At 59.3% G+C, this 18,890-nt stretch carries 17 protein-coding genes and 1 pseudogene; 9 read left to right on the top strand and 9 right to left on the bottom strand.

The window, feature by feature from the left end:
* The first annotated feature begins 1 nt into the window (after window position 1).
* The 4 genes from HEP89_RS28125 to fba are packed head-to-tail and all read left to right on the top strand — an operon-like array spanning window position 2 to window position 3,305.
* On the top strand, window positions 2-781 hold the full coding sequence (locus tag HEP89_RS28125; RefSeq protein ID WP_168693642.1) for a triose-phosphate isomerase: 780 nt from the start codon (window positions 2-4) through the stop codon (window positions 779-781).
* A gap of 1 nt (window position 782) precedes the next feature.
* Complete coding sequence (locus HEP89_RS28130) at window positions 783-1,238, top strand: RpiB/LacA/LacB family sugar-phosphate isomerase (RefSeq protein ID WP_077294282.1); 456 nt, start codon at window positions 783-785, stop codon at window positions 1,236-1,238.
* Window positions 1,239-1,270: 32 nt separating this feature from the next.
* Window positions 1,271-2,257, top strand: a complete 987-nt coding sequence (locus HEP89_RS28135; RefSeq protein ID WP_023001424.1) for a class 1 fructose-bisphosphatase — start codon at window positions 1,271-1,273, stop codon at window positions 2,255-2,257.
* Between the two features lie 10 nt (window positions 2,258-2,267).
* The gene (gene fba, locus HEP89_RS28140) at window positions 2,268-3,305 is read left to right on the top strand and encodes a class II fructose-bisphosphate aldolase (protein WP_055660946.1); all 1,038 of its coding nucleotides are present in this window, start codon (window positions 2,268-2,270) and stop codon (window positions 3,303-3,305) included.
* A 54-nt stretch (window positions 3,306-3,359) separates the two neighbouring features.
* Here the strand turns inward: fba and HEP89_RS28145 are convergent, their stop codons facing one another.
* The gene (locus tag HEP89_RS28145; RefSeq protein ID WP_168693753.1) at window positions 3,360-4,253 is read right to left on the bottom strand and encodes a LysR substrate-binding domain-containing protein; all 894 of its coding nucleotides are present in this window, start codon (window positions 4,251-4,253) and stop codon (window positions 3,360-3,362) included.
* 120 nt (window positions 4,254-4,373) lie between these two features.
* On the opposite strand from HEP89_RS28145, the gene HEP89_RS28150 reads away from it, so the two are divergent.
* Together HEP89_RS28150 and HEP89_RS28155 are read left to right on the top strand one after the other, a co-directional pair.
* On the top strand, window positions 4,374-5,276 hold the full coding sequence (locus HEP89_RS28150) for a DMT family transporter (RefSeq protein WP_286201088.1): 903 nt from the start codon (window positions 4,374-4,376) through the stop codon (window positions 5,274-5,276).
* 2 nt (window positions 5,277-5,278) lie between these two features.
* Window positions 5,279-5,899 carry a LysE family translocator gene (locus HEP89_RS28155; RefSeq protein WP_286201089.1) on the top strand — a complete coding sequence of 207 codons (621 nt, stop codon included), beginning with the start codon at window positions 5,279-5,281 and terminating at the stop codon, window positions 5,897-5,899.
* A 23-nt stretch (window positions 5,900-5,922) separates the two neighbouring features.
* Here the strand turns inward: HEP89_RS28155 and HEP89_RS28160 are convergent, their stop codons facing one another.
* From HEP89_RS28160 to HEP89_RS28195, 8 genes and pseudogenes are all read right to left on the bottom strand, one after another.
* On the bottom strand, window positions 5,923-7,917 hold the full coding sequence (locus HEP89_RS28160; protein ID WP_168693645.1) for an alkaline phosphatase family protein: 1,995 nt from the start codon (window positions 7,915-7,917) through the stop codon (window positions 5,923-5,925).
* Between the two features lie 202 nt (window positions 7,918-8,119).
* Entirely contained in the window at window positions 8,120-8,947 is an 828-nt protein-coding gene (locus HEP89_RS28165) for a carbohydrate ABC transporter permease (RefSeq protein ID WP_168693646.1), read from the bottom strand.
* A pseudogene (locus HEP89_RS28170) lies at window positions 8,944-9,825 on the bottom strand (sugar ABC transporter permease). Before HEP89_RS28170 ends, HEP89_RS28165 begins: the two are co-directional and overlap by 4 nt.
* Before the next feature lie 90 nt (window positions 9,826-9,915).
* Window positions 9,916-11,187 carry an extracellular solute-binding protein gene (locus HEP89_RS28175; RefSeq protein ID WP_077294300.1) on the bottom strand — a complete coding sequence of 424 codons (1,272 nt, stop codon included), beginning with the start codon at window positions 11,185-11,187 and terminating at the stop codon, window positions 9,916-9,918.
* 74 nt (window positions 11,188-11,261) lie between these two features.
* Window positions 11,262-12,332: an ABC transporter ATP-binding protein gene (locus HEP89_RS28180; RefSeq protein WP_168693647.1), complete on the bottom strand. Its 1,071-nt coding sequence runs from the start codon at window positions 12,330-12,332 to the stop codon at window positions 11,262-11,264.
* A gap of 13 nt (window positions 12,333-12,345) precedes the next feature.
* A complete protein-coding gene (locus HEP89_RS28185) occupies window positions 12,346-13,857 on the bottom strand; it encodes an alpha-N-arabinofuranosidase (RefSeq protein ID WP_168693648.1) in 1,512 nt (503 codons plus the stop codon).
* A 151-nt stretch (window positions 13,858-14,008) separates the two neighbouring features.
* On the bottom strand, window positions 14,009-14,938 hold the full coding sequence (locus HEP89_RS28190; RefSeq protein WP_168687670.1) for a winged helix-turn-helix transcriptional regulator: 930 nt from the start codon (window positions 14,936-14,938) through the stop codon (window positions 14,009-14,011).
* 165 nt (window positions 14,939-15,103) lie between these two features.
* On the bottom strand, window positions 15,104-16,009 hold the full coding sequence (locus HEP89_RS28195) for a LysR family transcriptional regulator (protein ID WP_055660965.1): 906 nt from the start codon (window positions 16,007-16,009) through the stop codon (window positions 15,104-15,106).
* A 182-nt stretch (window positions 16,010-16,191) separates the two neighbouring features.
* Between HEP89_RS28195 and HEP89_RS28200 the strand changes: the two genes are divergently transcribed.
* Genes HEP89_RS28200 through HEP89_RS28210 form a run of 3 tightly spaced genes read left to right on the top strand, consistent with a single transcriptional unit; the run spans window position 16,192 to window position 18,846 of the window.
* On the top strand, window positions 16,192-17,235 hold the full coding sequence (locus HEP89_RS28200) for an ABC transporter substrate-binding protein (RefSeq protein WP_031269507.1): 1,044 nt from the start codon (window positions 16,192-16,194) through the stop codon (window positions 17,233-17,235).
* Between the two features lie 4 nt (window positions 17,236-17,239).
* A complete protein-coding gene (locus HEP89_RS28205) occupies window positions 17,240-18,037 on the top strand; it encodes an ABC transporter ATP-binding protein (RefSeq protein ID WP_168693649.1) in 798 nt (265 codons plus the stop codon).
* Entirely contained in the window at window positions 18,037-18,846 is an 810-nt protein-coding gene (locus HEP89_RS28210) for an ABC transporter permease (RefSeq protein ID WP_023001409.1), read from the top strand. The genes HEP89_RS28205 and HEP89_RS28210 overlap by 1 nt, the downstream gene beginning before the upstream one ends.
* Window positions 18,847-18,890: the final 44 nt, after the last annotated feature.

Consider the following 18,890-nt stretch of genomic DNA (forward strand, 5'->3'; position numbering starts at 1 on the left):
AATGGTTGCCCTCACCGGAAAATGGGTCGGTACGAGCTGGAAAATGAACAAGCTGCTGGCGGATGCCAGACGATTTGCGGACGGGCTTGTCACGTCCGACGCGGATCGGGATCCCCGGATCCAGCGGTTTGTCATCCCTCCCTTCACCGCGGTGCGCGAAGTGAAGGCGATGCTCGCAGGCACATCGGTGAAGGTCGGCGCGCAGAACATGCACTGGGAAGATGCAGGGGCGTGGACGGGAGAAGTCTCGCCGCTCATGCTGACCGATTGCGGTCTCGACATTGTCGAACTTGGGCATTCCGAACGGCGCAGTTTTTTCGGTGAAACCGATGAGACCGTCGGCCTGAAGACCGAAGCGGCCGTGCGTCACGGGCTCGTTCCGTTGATCTGCATCGGTGAAACGCTGGCGGAAAAAGAGGCCGGACATGCACAGGCGGTGCTTGAGGCGCAGGTTCGCGCGGCTCTTGGCAATCTGTCCAATGGGCAGAAACAGGCCGAGATCCTGCTTGCCTATGAACCGGTCTGGGCAATCGGCGTCAATGGTGTGCCGGCAACGTCGGACTATGCCGACGCCCGCCAGGCGGAGATTATTGCCGTTGCCGAGGACGTTCTCAACCGGCGTATCCCCTGCCTCTATGGCGGGTCGGTCAATCCCGGAAACTGCGAAGAGCTCATTTCCTGTCCTCATGTGGACGGGCTGTTCATCGGACGATCAGCCTGGGAAGTCGAGGGTTACCTCGACATTCTCGCCAGGTGCTCGTCGAAACTCGGAGAGGTTTGACATGAAACTTGCAATTGCGGGCGACAGTGCAGGCGAAGGCCTTGCGAAACTGCTGGCGGACTACCTGAAGGATCGTTTCGAGGTCGAGGAGATCTCCAGAACGCCCGAAGGGCCGGATGCGTTTTATGCCAATCTGTCCGAGCGTGTTGCCAGCCAGGTGATCTCCGGTGCCTACGACCGGGCGATCCTGGTGTGCGGAACCGGTATCGGAGTGTGCATTGCCGCCAACAAGGTGCCGGGCATTCGCGCCGCACTGACCCACGACACCTATTCCGCCGAGCGGGCAGCCCTTTCCAACAATGCCCAGATCATCACCATGGGCGCGCGTGTGGTTGGCCCCGAACTCGCCAAATCCATCGCCGACGCCTTCCTGAAGGAAACATTCGACGTCAACGGCCGTTCTGCTAGCAATGTTGACGCGATCAATGCCGTCGATTCGAAGTATCATGCGGTCTGATCGAAATTGCTGACCTGAGGAATGATGAGACCATGCTGAGACTTCCGAACGATACGGACGTGAATGCCGAAACGCTGCAGGCGTATCTGGCAAGACAGCATGGGGCGAGCGATACCGCCGCCGTTCTTCAGGCCATTGCGGATGCGACCGGCGTCCTGGCAGACAGGCTTGCCGCAGGCCGGTTGCCGGGGGACCCCGGCGAAGTCGTCGGCACCAATGAAAGTGGCGACAAGCAGAAGGCACTCGACGTCGGTGCCCATCTTCACATGGTTGAGGTGTTGCGGGCAGCGGGTGTCCGCCAGCTTCTTTCGGAAGAAGCCGAAGAGATTATTCTTCTCAATCCGGAAGGCACGCTCGACGTTGCCATCGACCCCATCGACGGGTCCGGCAGTATCGGAACAGGCGCTCCGCTCGGGACCCTGTTCTCGATCCTGCCGGCATCGGACCAGGGTTTTCTGTGCACGGGCAGATCCGTCATTGCGGCGGGATATGTTTCGTTTGGCCATTCTACAGACCTGGGGTTCAGCCTGGGCAACGGCCTTCACCTTGCAGTCTTCGACCGCGCTACGGGCGTGTTCCGCATGTTGCGGGAGAACCATCAGGTGCCCGCTAAATCAAGAACACTGGCCTTCAACGCCTCCAACGCCCGTCATTGGCCGGATGCGGTCCGGCGCTTTTCCGATGACGTTCTGAAAGGCAAGGAGGGGCGTCTTGGCGAAAACTACAACATGCGCTGGCTGGCCTCGGCGGTTGGCGAATTTCACCGGATCCTGCTTCAGGGTGGTTTGTTCTTTTATCCGGGCGACCGGCGGCCCGGCTATGAGAACGGGCGCCTGCGTCTGGTCTATGAAGCGGTCCCGATCGCGTTTCTGATCGAGCAGGGCGGCGGCAAGGCGACGGACGGACAAACGCCCATCCTCGACCTGATGCCCGAGAGCCTGCACCAGAACATTCCGTTGATTTTCGGGTCACCCGAAAACGTCGACATGTTCATTACCTATTGCACGGACAACACCTAAGGAGCTTTTGATGGCCCGCATCACTTTGCGTCAGCTGCTGGATCACGCAGCTGACAACGGCTACGCTGTGCCTGCGTTCAACATTTCCAACATGGAACAGGGCATGGCTGTCATGCGCGCCGCAGCCGATTGCGATGCGCCGGTCATCCTGCAGGCAAGCAGGGGCGCACGGGCCTACGCCGGTGACAGGGTGCTTGCCCGCCTGATTGATGGTTTCGCCGAAACCTATCCCGATATTCCCGTCTGCATGCATCTGGACCACGGCAACAACCTGGCAACCTGCGTGACGGCTATCCAGCATGGCTTCACCTCCGTGATGATGGACGGGTCGCTGGAAGCGGATGGCAAGACGCCTGCCAACTATGCCTATAACGCGGGCATCACACGGCAGGTCGTGGACATGGCTCATGCGGCCGGTGTTTCGGTGGAAGGCGAACTTGGCGTGCTCGGCTCGCTCGAAACCGGAATGGGTGATCAGGAAGACGGGCATGGCGCGACCGAAAAGCTGAGCGAAGACCAGCTCCTGACCGACCCGGCAGAGGCTGAACGCTTCGTTGCCGACACGGGTGTCGATGCGCTCGCCGTTGCCATGGGCACCAGCCACGGCGCCTACAAGTTCACGCGCAAGCCGGATGGCAGCGTTCTGGCAATGAACGTGATCGAGGCCATTCACGCCCGTCTGCCGAACACGCACCTCGTCATGCACGGATCGTCTTCGGTGCCGGAAGATCTCCAGGAAATCATCAATTCCTACGGCGGTGATATTCGCCCGACCTGGGGCGTTCCGGTCGAGGAAATCCAGCGCGGCATCAAGAGCGGTGTGCGCAAGGTGAACATCGACACCGACAACCGCCTTGCAATGACGGCAGCCGTACGCAAGGCCCTGACGAACGATCCGTCCGAATTCGATCCACGCAAATACCTGAAGCCGGCCATGGAGTTGATGGCGCAGGTGTGCCGCGACCGTTTCGAGGCCTTCGGAACAGCCGGCCACGCCAGCCGCATTCGCCCGCTGCCGCTGGAAGCGATGGCACAGCGCTACAACTGAACATCACGCGTTATTGGTCTGGCCAAACTAGGTTTTTCGAATGATATCGCCGAGTTACGCCAGCTCTGCGCGGAGCCAGGCGATCAACTGGTCGACGGCATTGTGCCGCGACTGTTTGGTGCCTCGGTAAACCGAGATCTCGCTTGGCCTCTTCAGGGCAACATCACAGACGGAGCGCAACTTGCCTTCGTCGACCAGGCCGTCCACCGTGCGCTTCCAGCCGAGGGCAACACCCTGACCGGCAACGGCGGCCTGAAGGACAAGCGGGTAACTGTCGAAATAGATGACCTTCTTGTGGGCGGATCGCGGAACGCCGACAGCTTCGAACCAGTCCGGCCAGTCGAACCAGTCCTGTGGCACCACACGGTGCGACAGGAGCGGCAAGGTGGAGACCTCTTGCGGTGTCAGCGGCAACGAAACGTCCTTCAAGAGTGCCGGAGCGCAGACCGGGAAGATCTCGTCGGATGCCGTGAACACCAACCGTGCCGCTCCGGCCGCCCGCCCGGTGGTCTGAAGGGCGACGTCAAATGGTTCGCGAGCCTCCGTCAGGGGTTCCAATGCGCTGACCAGTTGAAGCTGGATTTCAGGATGTGCCGCATGGAAACCCGAGAGACGCGGCATCAGCCAGTAGAAAGCTTCGCATAGCTGGCATCGCAGGACGATGGTATCTGGATCGCCTGTCCCGCGGATGGCGGCAACTTCCGTGCGGATTGCCCTGAGTGCTTCTCCGACAACCTGGCCCAGGCGTTTTCCTTCCTCGGTCAGGAACACCGCGCGGTTGCGCCGCTCGAACAGGCGGACACCCAGTTCCTCTTCAAGCTGACCAATTTGCCGGCTGATGGCCGTCTGGGTCAGGCCGAGTTCATCAGCCGCGCGTGTGAAACTTTCATATCGCGCAGCGGCCTCGAACGGTTTCAGGCGGGCCAGTGAGAGGTCGTCCTTATGCATGCGTTTCAATCATGTATTTCTCGAAATTTCTCATTTTTACAAAGATAGGAGACATGCTTCCATGCTGAAATGATATCTTTATTTCTGCCGAAGCAACAGGCTGGATCGCTCCTTGCCGGGATGATTTCGATTACCGGCGCAGTGCTGTTGCTGTCCTTGTCCGACGCCTTGGTCAAATTGAACAGCGGCGGTATCGCGCTTGGGCAGTTGCTTCTGGTCCGCTCACTCGTTGCAGCCATTCTGCTTGGGCTGGTATTCGCGTACACAGGGCGCCCATCGCAGCCGCTTCTTGCGGTAAACGCCTGGGTCTGGACGCGCAGCCTTTGCCTTGCGCTGATGTGGGGCTGTTACTACGCCGCATTGCCGCTGATGCCGCTGTCACTTGCGGCAGCCTGCTATTACACCGCGCCCCTGTGGATGGCCATTTTGACATCTGTCTTTCTGGGAAGGCCAGTCGGTGCAAAAGGCACGGTTTCAATTCTCCTCGGGATGGCAGGAGTTGTCATGCTCCTCCGTCCGGGAATTGATGACATGTCTGCGGCAATGGTCTTGCCCTTGCTGGCAGGCTTCTTTTATGCGCTTGCGGCAGTCGTCACGTCGGCCAGGTGCCGGAAGGAGGCACCGCTGGCAATGGCGTTCAACCTGAACCTGGTGCTTGCCTTGGCGGGCGGTGCCTACGTGCTGGGGCTTCATCTCTTTTCCGTCCCTGCCGGGGCAGGGTTCCTGTTGAGCGCCTGGCCAGCTCTTTCAGCTGCTGCCTGGGGTCTTCTGATCCTGCTGGGTCTGCTGCTTGCCTTCATTACGGTGGCCGTGGCATTTGCCTATCAGTTGGCACCGGCACCTCTGATCGGGCTTTTCGACAATGGTTATCTCGTTTTCGCGGTGGTTTGGGGTGTCGTCTTCTTCGCGGATATGCCAGACAGGGCAGATCTGGCCGGCATACTCCTCATCGGGTGTGCCGCGCTCCTCGCCTCACTGCCTCTTGCCGCAACCCGCCGCTGCCTGACCCCAAGGGAGAGTTGAACGTGTCTCTGGAAACCTGGCTTGCTTACACTCTCGCTTGTGTCGTTCTGACCATCATTCCGGGACCGAGTGTCATGCTGGTTGTCGGGCAAACCTTGATGCGCGGTAAAACCGCTGCTGTGATGTGCATTCTCGGCGACGTTGTCGGAAGTATCGTTCTGACGGGCCTTTCCTTCGCAGGTGTCGGCGCCATTCTGGCCGCGTCCACTGTGCTGTTCCAGATCGTGAAATGGACAGGCGTCGTCTATCTCGCCTGGCTGGGTTACAGCCAGATCAGGGAGGCACGTCGCGACAGCGTTTCCCTTGAACCGGGCATACGCGCAGGGTCTGCGTGGGGCAGTTTCTGGGCAGGTACCCTGACGGCTATCTTCAATCCCAAGGCGATCGTCTTTTACATGGCCTTCCTCGCCCAGTTCATCGACCCGGCCGCGGACATGACGGTTCAACTCGTTGTGCTGACGCTGACCTCAAGCGTTGTCGTCATGGTGCTTCTGGCGGGCTATGCGTTGATCGCCGCGCGTGCGCGCAAACTTTTTCAAACACGCCTTGCCCGGCGCCGCATGGGCTATGCCGGGGGTGGGTTCATGATCGGTGGAAGCGCCTTGATGGCGGTAACGCGCTGAAGCAGAACCGTCCGCTGGAACGGTCAGTCGTCCCGGGCTTCGGCTTCACGGCGTTCAAACGACACCAGCGAACCGTCCGGCAGAACCTGGTGAATGTCGACGGGCGCGCCCGTCTCGTCCAGCTCCACAAGGCCGATCCCCGACGCGTTCAGGATCCGGCGGCCATGTGGCGTTCCGACGGGCTTGCGCGGGATGACACGCATACCACGGCGCTTGGTGAACCAGTTCAGCGGCGAACGGGGTGAAAACGCCCATCGGTTGCCGCGATCCAGAATCTTGATCAGCTTGTCCGGCCATTTGTTCTTTATCCCGCTGCTGCAGATCTGCCAGATCTTTGAACCGTCGTCGGTCGCACCGGACAGGCTCGGTGCGGTCTGGCGCAGTTCAACGTCATAGACGAACGAGTAGTGCACATCGCCGGAGAGGATGACAAAGTGCCGGGGGGTGCCGCGGTGACCGAACACATTCAGGATCGCACTGGCGGTTCCCGAATGCGCCATCCAGTATTCCGCGTCGACAGTCAGCGGCTTGCCGGCCAGCGTGAACATCTTCTGCACCGTTTCGATCAGCTTGACGCCGAAGATCGGGGCAGCGGACACAAGCAGAACGGCATCCTTGCCTTTCAGGTGGGTCTGAAGGTCGGTGGCTGCTTCCCAGTCCAGAAGACCAGAGGGATTATGCGCGTTGCGTTCTGACCGCCAGCGCCGCGTGCGCGTGTCCAGAACGATCAACGGCGGGGACGTCTGCCACTGATAGTCCCACTCCTCGTATTCAAGCAGCGTGGTGATCGCGGTCTCATGCGCCTCTGAACCTGGATCGGCAAGCGCCGCTTGCACGGGCGGAAGAATGTCCGGACCGATGGTGCGTGCCCGGTTTCCCCAGGCCTGGTTAAGAGCATAGGCGACCAAGGCATTGCCGATCACCCGGCGCGACAAGGGATGGCTGTAAGCGGCCTGCTCCCACGCAAGTGACAGGTTCCAGTCGTCGGTGATGTCGTGGTCATCAAAAATCATCGCCGTCGGAAGATGCGCCATGATCCGTCTGCAGGCAGGCAGATCAGCCCGGAAATCCTTTAGCGTTACCGTCTCTTCGGCGTACATCTCCGCGTCCTTGGCCTCAAGGCCTTCCGGCGCTTTCAGCTCCGGCATGCCTTGCCACGACGCCGGCGACCAGACCAGCAGATACATGGCGAGCATTTCGCCAAGTGTGACGAGGTGGTTGCGGGCGTGCTGGGTTGTGAAAACCGGTTTTTCGGTGCCACCGAACAGGACGTCGAACACGGTCTTGTTCTTGTAGACCCGGGGCAGAAGCGTGTCGCGGTGATAGAGCAGGTTGCCGACATTCCGCAGTTCGTTGCCCGACGCCGGCAGGTCAGGCTCAACGCCGTCCAGCGGTTCGTCCGGCAGGCCCAGTTTTTCGACAAGCAGGCTGATTGCCTGCAACATCGGTCCGGCAACGTCGTCGGCATAAACCTGGTCACCGCTCATCACGAGCAGCGATGGCAAGGCGGGACTGCCGGCAGTGATTTCGCCCTCAGGGCCGAGGGCCTGCCTCAGGACCACGTCGGCTCCGGCAAGGCCGTCAGGGGTTTGCGCATGCGGCTTGCGGCAGGACCCGTGAAACAGGGAGGTGATACGGTCCGGCACCTTGAAACAGGGCAGGTCACGTCCCGGATAGCAGAGATCGGGCGCCCACACCGTGTGATCCTGCCACGCTTGCTCAGCTTCACCAGTCGGCTTGACGCTCAGGCGATAGGAAATCAGGACATCGATTGGCAGCGAAGTGCCCAGTTCGATATCAACGAGATGATAATAGAGGTTCTCTCCCGCCTTCAGAACCTGCCAGTCCTGATCGCCGGTTTCATAGGTCTGGTTGAGGTCCGGCTGTGCTTCGGGGAAAAACTCAAATCGAACATCGCAATGTCGGGATGTGGCGAGCCAGACGCTAACGTTGTTCGCCGTGATATGGCGCAGGATCGGTCCCGCCAGGACTATCGGGAGACCGGCTCCAACTGTCATTCTGAACTCCTCATCCGTTTGCCAAACACACACGGTGTGAGTGCTCAACTGTCTTCGTCATGCTGATCTTGTTGACGTAGACATATGAACTGCGGCGCCTGCATCCAAGTGCCTGCAGAAGACCGATTGCCCCGCGACATTGTTCGCGGGGCCGAGGAGTTACAGGAAACCGGAAGAAGAAATGCTCCCGAAAGGGCAGGCTTCAGCCTTTCACGCCCGAGGAGATCATGACGGCTTCCGTCACCTTCTTCTGGAAGATCAGATAGGCAACGGCAACGGGCATGGCACCCAGAAGCGCGACGGACATCAGACGGGCATAATATACGCCGAAGGCATCGTTCACCTGGGTGATGCCGACTGGGATCGTCATCTGGTTTTCCGTTGTGATGACGAGGAAGGGCCAGAGAAACTGGTTCCAGGCCATGATGAATGTGATGATCGCCAGAGCGGTCGTGATGCCCCAGTTGAGCGGCAGGTAGATCCTGAACAGCAGCGTATAGTCACCGCCGCCATCCAGGACGACGGCCTCGCGCATTTCCTTCGGTACGGCGTCAAAGAACTGCTTGTAGACGATGATCACCACCGGAACGATGAGCTGCGGCAGGATGATGCCGGCCCAGGTGTTTATCAGGCCCATGTCGTTCATCAGGATGAACTGCGTCACCACAAGCGCCTGCGAGGGCACCATGAAACTGGCGAGCACCACGCCGTAAAGCAGCCTCCGGCCAGGAAACCGCATCTGGGAGATGGCATAGGCGCACATCATTCCGGAGACAATGACAACCAGCGTGATGATCACGGATGTGCCGATGGAGTTCCAGTACCAGTTGAGCAGCTTGGTATCGAACAGAACGTCGATGTAGGAAGTCAGGTTGAACTCGTCCGGAATGACACCTGCGCCTTCGCTGACGACCCTTTCCTCGGTGCGGATCGAGGTGATGAACGCCCAGTAGAGTGGGAAGATCCAGATGGCCGCGGCCAAGAGGCTGCCGATGCCCAGAACCCAGTTTTCCAGTTTGCGGGACTTCATTGCTTGTTCCCTCCCGCACGCAGCAACTGAAACTGCAGCACCGACACGACCACGATCAGCACAAACAGAACAAGGGCGATCGCAGAGGCATAGCCGCCGTGGTTCAACTGGAAGGCTTCCCGGTAGACCATCAGAAGCAGAACGTAGGACGAATTGAACGGTCCGCCGGACGACAACAGGTAGATCTGGTCGAAAATCTTGAGCTGCAGGATCAGCTGAAGGGTCAGGACAAGAGCGGTTACCGGCCAGAGCAGGGGCCAGGTGACCTTGGTGAACAGTTGCCAGCGTGTCGCCCCGTCCAGGGCCGCTGCTTCATAATAGTCGCTGGAGATGTTTCGAAGGCCCGCGATGAACAGAAGCACGTTGAAACCGTTGGTCCACCAGATGGTCACCGTGGCGACCGTCGGCATGACCCAATAGGGGTTCTTGAAGACCGGTACCGGTTTGCCGGTAAAGAACGCGAACACCGGCTGCAGCACGCCAAACTGGAAGTCCAGCATCCAGGCCCAGATTTGCGTCACCACCGACACGGGCAGAATGTAGGGAAGAAAGAAAAGCGCGAGGATCAGCGCCTGAAGCGGCCCCTTGAGGCGCGTGATCATCATTGCAATGGCAAGGGCCAGTGCGGTCGTTGGAACGACGGTCAGGAGAACGAAATAACCGTTGTTCTTCAGAGATGTATAGAAGAGGTTGTCGGTAAGTAGCCGTTTGAAATTGGCAAGGCCGACCCATTCCCCCGGACCGATCAGGGGCGCGTTGGTGAAGCTCAGCTCGATCATCCGGATCGTCGGCTAGAGAAAGACCAGCACGAAGGTCAGGACAAATGGCGCGATGAGCGTCATGGCGACCGCCACTTCCCTGCGCCGGTTGGTAATCATGGCCACTTGAATAATCGTCCTTTTCTCGCCGCAGGAGACGCCAGCCGCATAAGGTGTGCGTGCGGCAGGCGTCCCGGGCAAAGCCTTCGTCTATTGAAGCTTCGACTGAAGCTCGTCTTTCATCTGCTGTGCTGCCTGTGCAGGCTCCAGATAGCCATGCATGGCGGGCGAGATGATGTTGATGGCTGCATCATAGACAGGCGAGGCTACCCCTGCGATCGGCGACCTTGGATCGTAGGCCGCGGTTTCGGCGAGTGACGAATAGGTGGCGTTGGGTTCCATTTCCCCGAATTCATCGCTGGTCGCGACAGGTTTGTAGGCTGGAATATGTCCTGCCCCGGCCCAGGAGATCGAGTTCTTCTCCATCCAGCCGATTGCGGTCATCACCGCCGCTCGTTTTTCCGGACTCATTTCCGTTCCCTGAGGAATGGCGAAGGCGTGGGAATCCGCCCAGGTGGCCGTGGTTCCAAGCAGCGTCGGAATTTGTACCGCACCCCAGTCGAACCCGAGCGTTCCCTTTTCCGCCATGTCGACCATGGTAGGCACTTCCCAGACGCCGTTCATGTGAAAAGCGGCCTTACCGGACGTGAACAACGCAACGGAGGCTTCGTATTCGGCCTGCTCCGGCTGCCAGCCCTGCTTGTGCCAGTTGGTCATGATCTCGATGGCATTGGCGGCCTTGTCCAGATTGTCGCCTGCCAGAACCTCGCCATCGGTGATCAGCTCGCCGCCTTGCTGCTTGAGCAGGGTGAAGAAGACCCGGTAGGTGCCGCCGTCGTCACCCGTTGCGTAGGAGACGGGTGCTTCGGAGCCGTTTTCCTTGGCAAGCGCAAGCGCTTCTTCGAAATCGGCGAGGCTTTCAATGCCGGTCAGGTTGCCCTGGTCATCAAGGAAGCGGGATCCTTCGAAATAGGTCTTGTTTACGTAGAGCACGATCGCGTGGATATCGAACGGCACTGCGTGGAGCTTGCCGTCCGCATCGCTCGCGGCGGCAATGGCCGCCGGGAAGAAGTCATCCTTGCTCAGACCGGCGGCGGCAAGATCGTCATCACTGATCACGTCCAGCACATTTTCCTCAAGCCCGAGCGGCATGCGCGACAGGTGATAGGTCATCACGTCCGGGCCCTGGCCAACGGCAACCGAGGTGCGCACCTTGGTGTAGAAGGGTACGCCCCATTCCAGAGTGGTTCCGTTGATCTTGATGTCCGGATGCTCTTCGTTGAAGCGTGCGATCAACGCTTTCATGCGAACGCCGTCACCACCGCTCAGAAAGTCCCACCAGGTGATGTCCTGCTGGGCAAATGCCGGCAGGCTGGCAAGGCTCATCGCCCCCGCTGCCAGAAGTGTCTTAAGGTATTTCATCGACTCTTCCTCCCGTATGAAAAACCGGCATTTCCCATCAAGGCCGGTTCAAAGGTACCAGGCAGACAGAAGGTCTACCGAATACGCTGGTCCTGCTCGTTGAAGACCAGAACCTGTTCCGGCGTGCAGGTGAGCTTGATTGCCTCACCGCCCCCGGCATGGCGGCTGCCGCGCCATTCAACGACGATCTCGCGGCCGTCCGGCATATGCGTGTGCAGGTAGGAGACACCTCCCAGGTCCTCCGCCATTTCCACGGTCACGGGAATGCCCGTGTCCGCGCTGGTCAGGTGTTCCGGACGCAGTCCGACGGTGATCCGGCTGTCGGCCGGAAGATCACCGGAAACTTTCGCCAGCAGGACTGCGTCCGTTCCGTTGATGGCAATGAGCAGGCAATCGCCTTCCCGGCCGAGCACTGTTGCCGGCAGAAAGTTCATGGCCGGCGATCCGATGAAACCGGCGACGAATTTGTTGTCGGGGTCGTCGTAGAGATCAAGCGGCTTTCCGGCCTGCTGCACGACGCCCTGTTTCAGGACGAAGATCCGGTCGGCCAGTGTCATGGCCTCCACCTGATCGTGGGTGACATAGATCATCGTCGCGCCGATCTGCTTGTGCAGCCGGGCAAGTTCCAGCCGCATCTGGACACGCAATTCCGCATCCAGGTTCGACAGAGGCTCATCAAACAGAAACACCTTGGGCTGGCGCACGATCGCCCGTCCGATCGCAACCCGCTGACGCTGGCCTCCGGACAGTTGAGACGGCTTCTTCTGCAGCTGTTCCTCAAGCTGGAGGATGCGGGCCGCCTCCATCACCTTGTTGTGCACGTCCTGTTTCGGCGCCCGTTTCAGACGCATGGAAAAGGCCATGTTCTCGAAGACGGAAAGATGCGGATAAAGCGCATAGGACTGGAAGACCATGGCAACGCCGCGTTTGGCCGGTTCCTGCCAGGTCACATCGGTGCCTTCGATCGAGATCTTGCCGCCGCTTGTGTCCTCGAGGCCTGCGATCATCCTCAGCAATGTCGATTTTCCGCAACCGGAAGGACCGACAAAGACCGCGAATTCACCCGTCGGAATGTCCATGCTGACATCATGGATCACCCCGACCGGGCCGAAGACCTTGCGTATGTTGCGAAGCTGAACCCCCATTGCATGGATCCCCTCAGCCGACGCTCAACCGCAGGACATGATAGGAAAGCGGCGCAAGCTTGCCCTTGAGCTGACCATCCTCCACGCCAACGCCTGTCCCCTTGCCGGGAACCACGTTGTCCGGCTTGTCCGGACCGTTCGTGTCATTGAGGCCGTAGCCTTCCATGGACAGATGTTCAGCCAGGGACGGCGAGCCGAAACCCGTCAAGGACACGTCGAGATCGGCCGTTTCGGTCAGATGCCGGTTCAGGACGAAAAGCGTCAGTGTGCCTGCTGCCTTGTCGTGTACCCCGGCAACGTCGAGGTAGCAGGCGTCGTCGGCAACTGAGCAGTCGTAGGTCGGTGCATCCACGGCAACGTTCAGTGCATCACCGCGCCCGTAAAGAGACGCGAACTGGTAGGGGTAATAGATGGTCTGGCGCCAGGCGGGCCCGCCCTTTTCCGCCCGGATCGGGGCGATTACGTTGACCAGCTGGGCAATGCAGGCAATACGCACACGGTCGGAGCGTCGGATGAACTCGTTGAGCAGGCCTGCGACGAAGAGGGCGTCCTCGAAGTTGTAGTTCTCTTCAAGCAGCGGAGGGGCTTCCGGCCAGTCCCATTCCTTGATGCGGCGGCTGTCGTCCTCGCGGATGTGGTACCACACGTTCCACTCGTCGAAGCAGATATGGACGTCGTTCTTCGCACGCTTCTTGGACTTCACGTAATCGATGACACCGCCAATGGTCTGGATGTAGCGGCCAGTTTCCTCGATCTTGCCGAAGTAGTTGAGCGTGTCCTTGCTCTTGTTGCCGAAATACTTGTGCAGCGAGATGTAGTCGACGTTCTCGTAGCACTCTTCCAGGACTTCGCGTTCCCATTCGGGATAGGTCGGCATGCGGTCGTTTGAACTGCCGCAGACAACCGCCTCGATCGTCGGGTCGAAGCCTTTGAACGCCTTGGCCGTCTCATTGGCCAGCCGGCCGTATTCCGTGGCGACCTTGTGGCCGATCTGCCAGGGGCCGTCCATTTCGTTGCCGAGGCACCACATCTTGACCCCGTAAGGATCCTCGCGGCCATTGGAACGGCGCAGGTCGGACCATTGGGTGCCACCGGGAAAATTCACATATTCCAGGAAGTTGCGTGCCTCTTCCAGACCACGCGAACCCAGGTTAACCGCCAGCATCATCTCGATGCCTGCCTGTTCCGCCCAGATTGCGAAATCGTCGATGCCGACCTGGTTGGTTTCCTTGCTGCGCCAGGCAAGATCGAGGCGGACGGGGCGCTTGTCCTTCGGGCCGATACCATCTTCCCAGTTGTAGGCGGAAACGAAGTTGCCGCCCGGGTAACGAATGGCCGGGATCCTGAGGTCCTGTACGAATTTCAGCACGTCCTTGCGAAAGCCGTTGGCATCGGCCTGCGGATGGTCAGGTTCATAAATGCCGGAATAGATCGCCCGTCCCATGTGTTCAATGAATGCGGAATAAAGCCGCTCATCAATGGAACTGATCCGGAAATCCCGATGCACGGTGACGCGTGCCTTCATTCGCATTCTCCCAGAAATATATATCGAATAAATCGATATGAATCTTTATTTCTGATAAGAATGCGAGCTTGGCGAAAATTGTCAACTGGACAATGTTGTTGCGGTGCAACCAGAAGTGAATGTCCCCACGTCTTTTCAAGTGCAGTTTCGGTCAATTGCGGGTGTGCAGCCGCAAAATAATGTCCTGATCGTAATTGCCGAAACCGCGGCCGAAGACGTTGATTCCGCCCGGGTGCCGTCCTTCGGCCTTTACCTCGATCTTCAACCGAACCGACCGGTGTTCGTCGAGCTGGAGGTCTTCTGTCTTGATATCGGAGATCTTGTGACCGTCCACGAAGGTGCCGTTCCTGCCCACGCTCCAGGTCTTCAGCATGCCGTATTGCGAACCGGAAAGCTTCCACCAGTCGGGTGTGTAGGCCCCGCGCTTGTCGCCGAAATCACCTGGCGACGTCCAGACGCCGATTTCCTTGCCGTTGATCGACAGGACGATGTCGGAGGGCCAGTTGCTCATGGTGCCCGGCACCTCGGAACTCACCTCCATCACCACGTCCAGACCGTCGATCTGCTTGCCCGTCAGTTTGGCGTTGTTGGGGAACTGATATTCGACGAAGCCACTGGTAAACCACAACAAAGCCGTTTTCATCCGCTCCGGATCCATGAAAGTTTCTGGCACATCGAGAAGGCCGATGATCCCTTCTGTCGAGCAGATGCCGCAAGGAGCTGTGACGAGGCTGTTGGTGTAAAGGCCGAGCGGCATCGAAACTTCGATCTGGTTCGGCTCGATGCGTTCTTCCGATGAGCGGAAAGCCAGGATGATCTCATCGTAGATGGCGAAGGTCGTCTTCTGGCTGCCCTTTTTTGCCCGCTGCACTTCCGTTCGCACCAGGCCTGCTTCTTCCAGAACCTGGATGTGGGTGGAGACGGAGGATTGCGGCATGCCGGAAGCTTCCGAAAGCGCGTTGATGTTCATCCCGGGCGTCCGTACCAGCTCCTGCAACAGGTGCAGGCGAGGCTGGGAAGCGATCGCCTTCATGGCGACCTTGTCCTTGACGGGATCGACGATCAGAAAATTTGCGCGCATGGGTTGTTCCCGGCTGTAAATCTGGAACAGCTATTTGTATCGCTTTTTTCGATAATTACAATTGCTGTTTCACTGCGCCGGTTCGCAAGACCGATTTTAGCCAATCGGAAAAAAAGCAGTTCACGGACAACAGGTCTTCAGCCGAGAGGCAGTGTTCTTGCAAACTCAGGAATCCAGCCGCAGCTGGGTGAGGGCGCGCTTGATTTCGTTGCCGAGCAACCGTTCGGGCGGCGAGATGCCGGAAGAGGCGGACATAACGACGCCAATGCGCAGGTTGGACAGGATGTCATGCATCAGCGGCACGAACCGGAGAATGCCCTGGTCGATTTCGTCGATGAAACCGATCTTGGTGTAAAGGCCGAGGCCTCGGCCGGCCAGGATCATCTGTTTTGCCACGTGCAAGGTGTCGGTAAAGCAGTTGGTCGAGAGGGCGGAGGACATGCCCGAGATTGCCTGATCGATGATCGAATTGCGACCGCGCGCATCCACGGTGCGCACCATTTTCTGTCCGGAGAGTTCCTCTATGGCAAGGTTAGTTCGGCCCGCGAAGGGATGGTCGGATCGCATGATGATGCCGATCGGCGCGGTCTTGTCGGAGATTACCCGAACGTTTGGATGCAGATCGAAGGTGAAGGTGATGCCGATATCGGCGATCCCGCCTGCGACAGCGGTGATGATCTCGTCCGGCTGCGCGGTGGTGATCGAATAGGTGACCTGCGGATAGATCCGGTTGAAGTCGAGCAGGATACGGGGCAACAGGCCGTAGGTTACGGAATCGATGGCGGCAATGTTGAGGTGCCCGGACCGAAGGTCGCGGATATCGTCCAGCATGGTGCGGGTGCGTTCATAATCCTGCAGCGTCTTGCGGCAGTGTTCCAGGACGATGGCCCCCGCATCGGTCAGCGTCACGCCTTCGGGGGTGCGCTCGAACAGGCGAACACCCATCTCGTTCTCGGTGCTGATGATCTTCCGGTTCACCGTGGTGGAAGACACGTTCAAAACCGCAGATGCCTTGCGGATGGAGCCCTGGCGGGCGACTTCGTCGAAATAACGCAGAAAATTCGAATGCACGATGTCCCCCCGGACAGAGTGGCAAACAGTGCATCACAAAGTGCGGTGCATTTTATGCATCACCGTTAGCATGTTTTTGCACTTTTTGCACCGTGCATCTTCCCGTTAGAGTTCACTGTGAAGTCGGCAAGGGGAACAGTCGGCCACAAACCGCCCAATCTCAAATGAGGGGGACCAACAGTATGTCATACCTATTCTCGAATGGATTGAACCGCCGCTCGATGCTCAAGACCATGGCTGCAGGCGCTGGTCTGGCAGGCGCCGGAACACTTGTGAATATCGTACCAGGCTTTGCTCAGGACACCTTCAAGGTTTCCATGCAGCTCGGCTGGCTGGCCGGTAACGGCAACCTGGGAGAAATCGCGGCCGACAAGCTGGGCTATTTTGCGGAAGAAGGTCTTGAATTCGAAATCGTGCCGGGGGGGCCGAATGTCGATGGTGTGGCGTCCGTCGCTTCCGGGCGATCCAATCTCGGCCAGGTGTCTTCCAGCCCCTCTCTCATGCTGGCGCGTTCGGCGGGCATTCCGGTGAAATGTATTGCCGCCGGTTACCAGCAGCATCCCTACACGTATTTCTCGCTCAAGAAGAATCCGATCAAGACACCGCAGGACATGATCGGCAAGACCATCGGCACCCAGGCGACCGGACGGATCCTGTTCCGCGCGCTTCTGGCCAAGAACGGCATTTCCGAGGACCAGGTTGAACTGAAGGTCATCGGCAGTGACATGGCGCCGCTGCTGACGGGGCAGGTTGATGCGATTACCGGCTGGAAGACAAACGTCAACGCGCTTTCGATCCTTGGGGACCAGCGTGTCGACATGTCCCTGTGGGATGCGGGCATCCAGCTTTATGCCAACCCCTTCTACACCACGGACACTGTGCTGAACGAGCATGGCGACAAGGTGCAGGCCATGATCCGCGCCATCTCGCGCGGCTGGGGCTGGGTTCGTGAGAACCAGGAAGAAGCCGTCAACTATCTGGTCGAGCGCCTGCCGAACCTGGACAGGGAAAGCGAACTGAAGGCGGTGCCGCTGGTGGTCGGATATTCCTTCAACGAAAAGACCGCCGAAAACGGCTGGGGCACCATGACCCGCGAAAACTGGCAGGCACAGATCGAGACTTACGAAAATCTCGAGCAATTCGCGAACGGGGCGCCCGCCGTCGACGATGTGATGACGCTGTCGGTCCTGGAGAGCACCGCAGACAGCCGCCCGAAGGTCGGTTAAGGTCATGGAAGCGGTATTGGAAAATCTGGACGCAGGCACATTGGTGCCTGCAGCCAGCCTGCGCAATGCCTGGGTCAAGTTCGGTCAGTTCACCGCGATCCAGGACATCAGCCTGGAGATCGAGGCAAGAGCCTTCTATTCCATCCTTGGTCCGTCGGGGTGTGGCAAGTCGACCTTGCTCCGGCTGGTGTCTGATCTCATCCCGCCTGCATCCGGGGACGTGTCGATCTTCGGCAAGACGACCGAGGCTGCCCGTCTGGCACGGGAATTTGCCTTCGTGTTTCAGGACGCGACACTGCTGCCCTGGCGCACGGCATTGGAGAACGTCCAGCTTCCCCTGGAAATGGGGCAGAGCCGCGGGATCCAGATCCCCGTCAGCGACAAGTCGCCGATGGAGTTGCTTGAGCTGGTCGGGCTCAAGGGCCGCGAACACGCACTGCCGCACGAGCTTTCCGGAGGCATGCGCCAGCGTGTGGCGATTGCCCGCGCACTGGTCTGCAAGCCGAAGCTGTTGCTGATGGACGAGCCCTTCGGTGCGCTCGACGAGATGACCCGCGACCACCTGAACCTTCAGCTTCTGAAGGTCTGGGAGGAAACCGGCGTGACGATCCTGTTCGTAACCCACTCGATCCCGGAAGCGGTCTTTCTGGGGCAGAAGGTGCTGATGCTCAAGGCACATCCGGGCCGCCTGCACGAGATCGTCGATATCGATCTGCCATATCCGCGCACCACCGAGTTGCGGGATACGGCGGAATTCACCCGATACTCCGCGTATTTGCGCAAACTTCTGGAGGCGTGCTGATGACTGCCGTCGACGAAACGATGGGCATGCCGGTGGATGATGACGCTGCCGAAAAGGCCATGGCGCGCAGGGCACGGCTGACTGCTGTGGCGACCCCGGTGCTGACTGCGGTCGGCCTGATCGCAACCTGGGAAATCGGCGTCCGGGCCTTTGGAGTGCCGAGCTACATCGCCCCGGCTCCGAGCGAAGTCGCAACAACGCTGGTGACCGAATTTCCGCAGTTGATGCGGAACTTCTGGCCAACACTGTTCGAAAGCGTGCTCGGCTTCGTCGTCGGCAACGTGGCTGCAGTGCTGATCGCGATCGCCTTCGTACACAGTCGGATGGTGGAGCGGGCGTTCTTCCCGATCGCGGTATTCATCAACACCATTCCGATCCTGGCCATTGCCCCGATCCTGGTTCTGATCTTCGGAGCCGGCTTGACCGCAAAGGTCGTCATCGCTGCCCTGATCTGTTTCTTCCCGACACTGGTCAATATGGTACGCGGCCTGCAGTCCGTCAGCCCTCAGGCGCTGGAGTTGGCACGGATCCTGTCCGCCTCCAAGTCGGAAGTGTTCTGGAAGATCCGTCTGCCGTCTTCGCTGCCGTTCCTGTTTTCGGCACTGAAGATCGCAGCCACCACCTGTGTCATCGGCGCCATCGTCGGGGAATGGGTTGGCGCGGATGTCGGGCTGGGTGCGTTGATCATCGATGCAACGTTCAATTTCCGCTCCGCCTTGCTCTACGCGACAGTCTTCCTGTCGTCGGGCCTGTCGGTGCTGATGTTTGCCGCTGTTTCCATTGCCGAACGCATGATCGTGCGGTGGTGAAACGGATCTGAACCAAACGAAAATCTGAACTGAAACCGGGCCGT

Origin of the sequence: Labrenzia sp. 5N (assembly GCF_012395805.1) — a bacterium.
GTDB classification, from domain to species: Bacteria; Pseudomonadota; Alphaproteobacteria; order Rhizobiales; family Stappiaceae; genus Roseibium; species Roseibium algicola.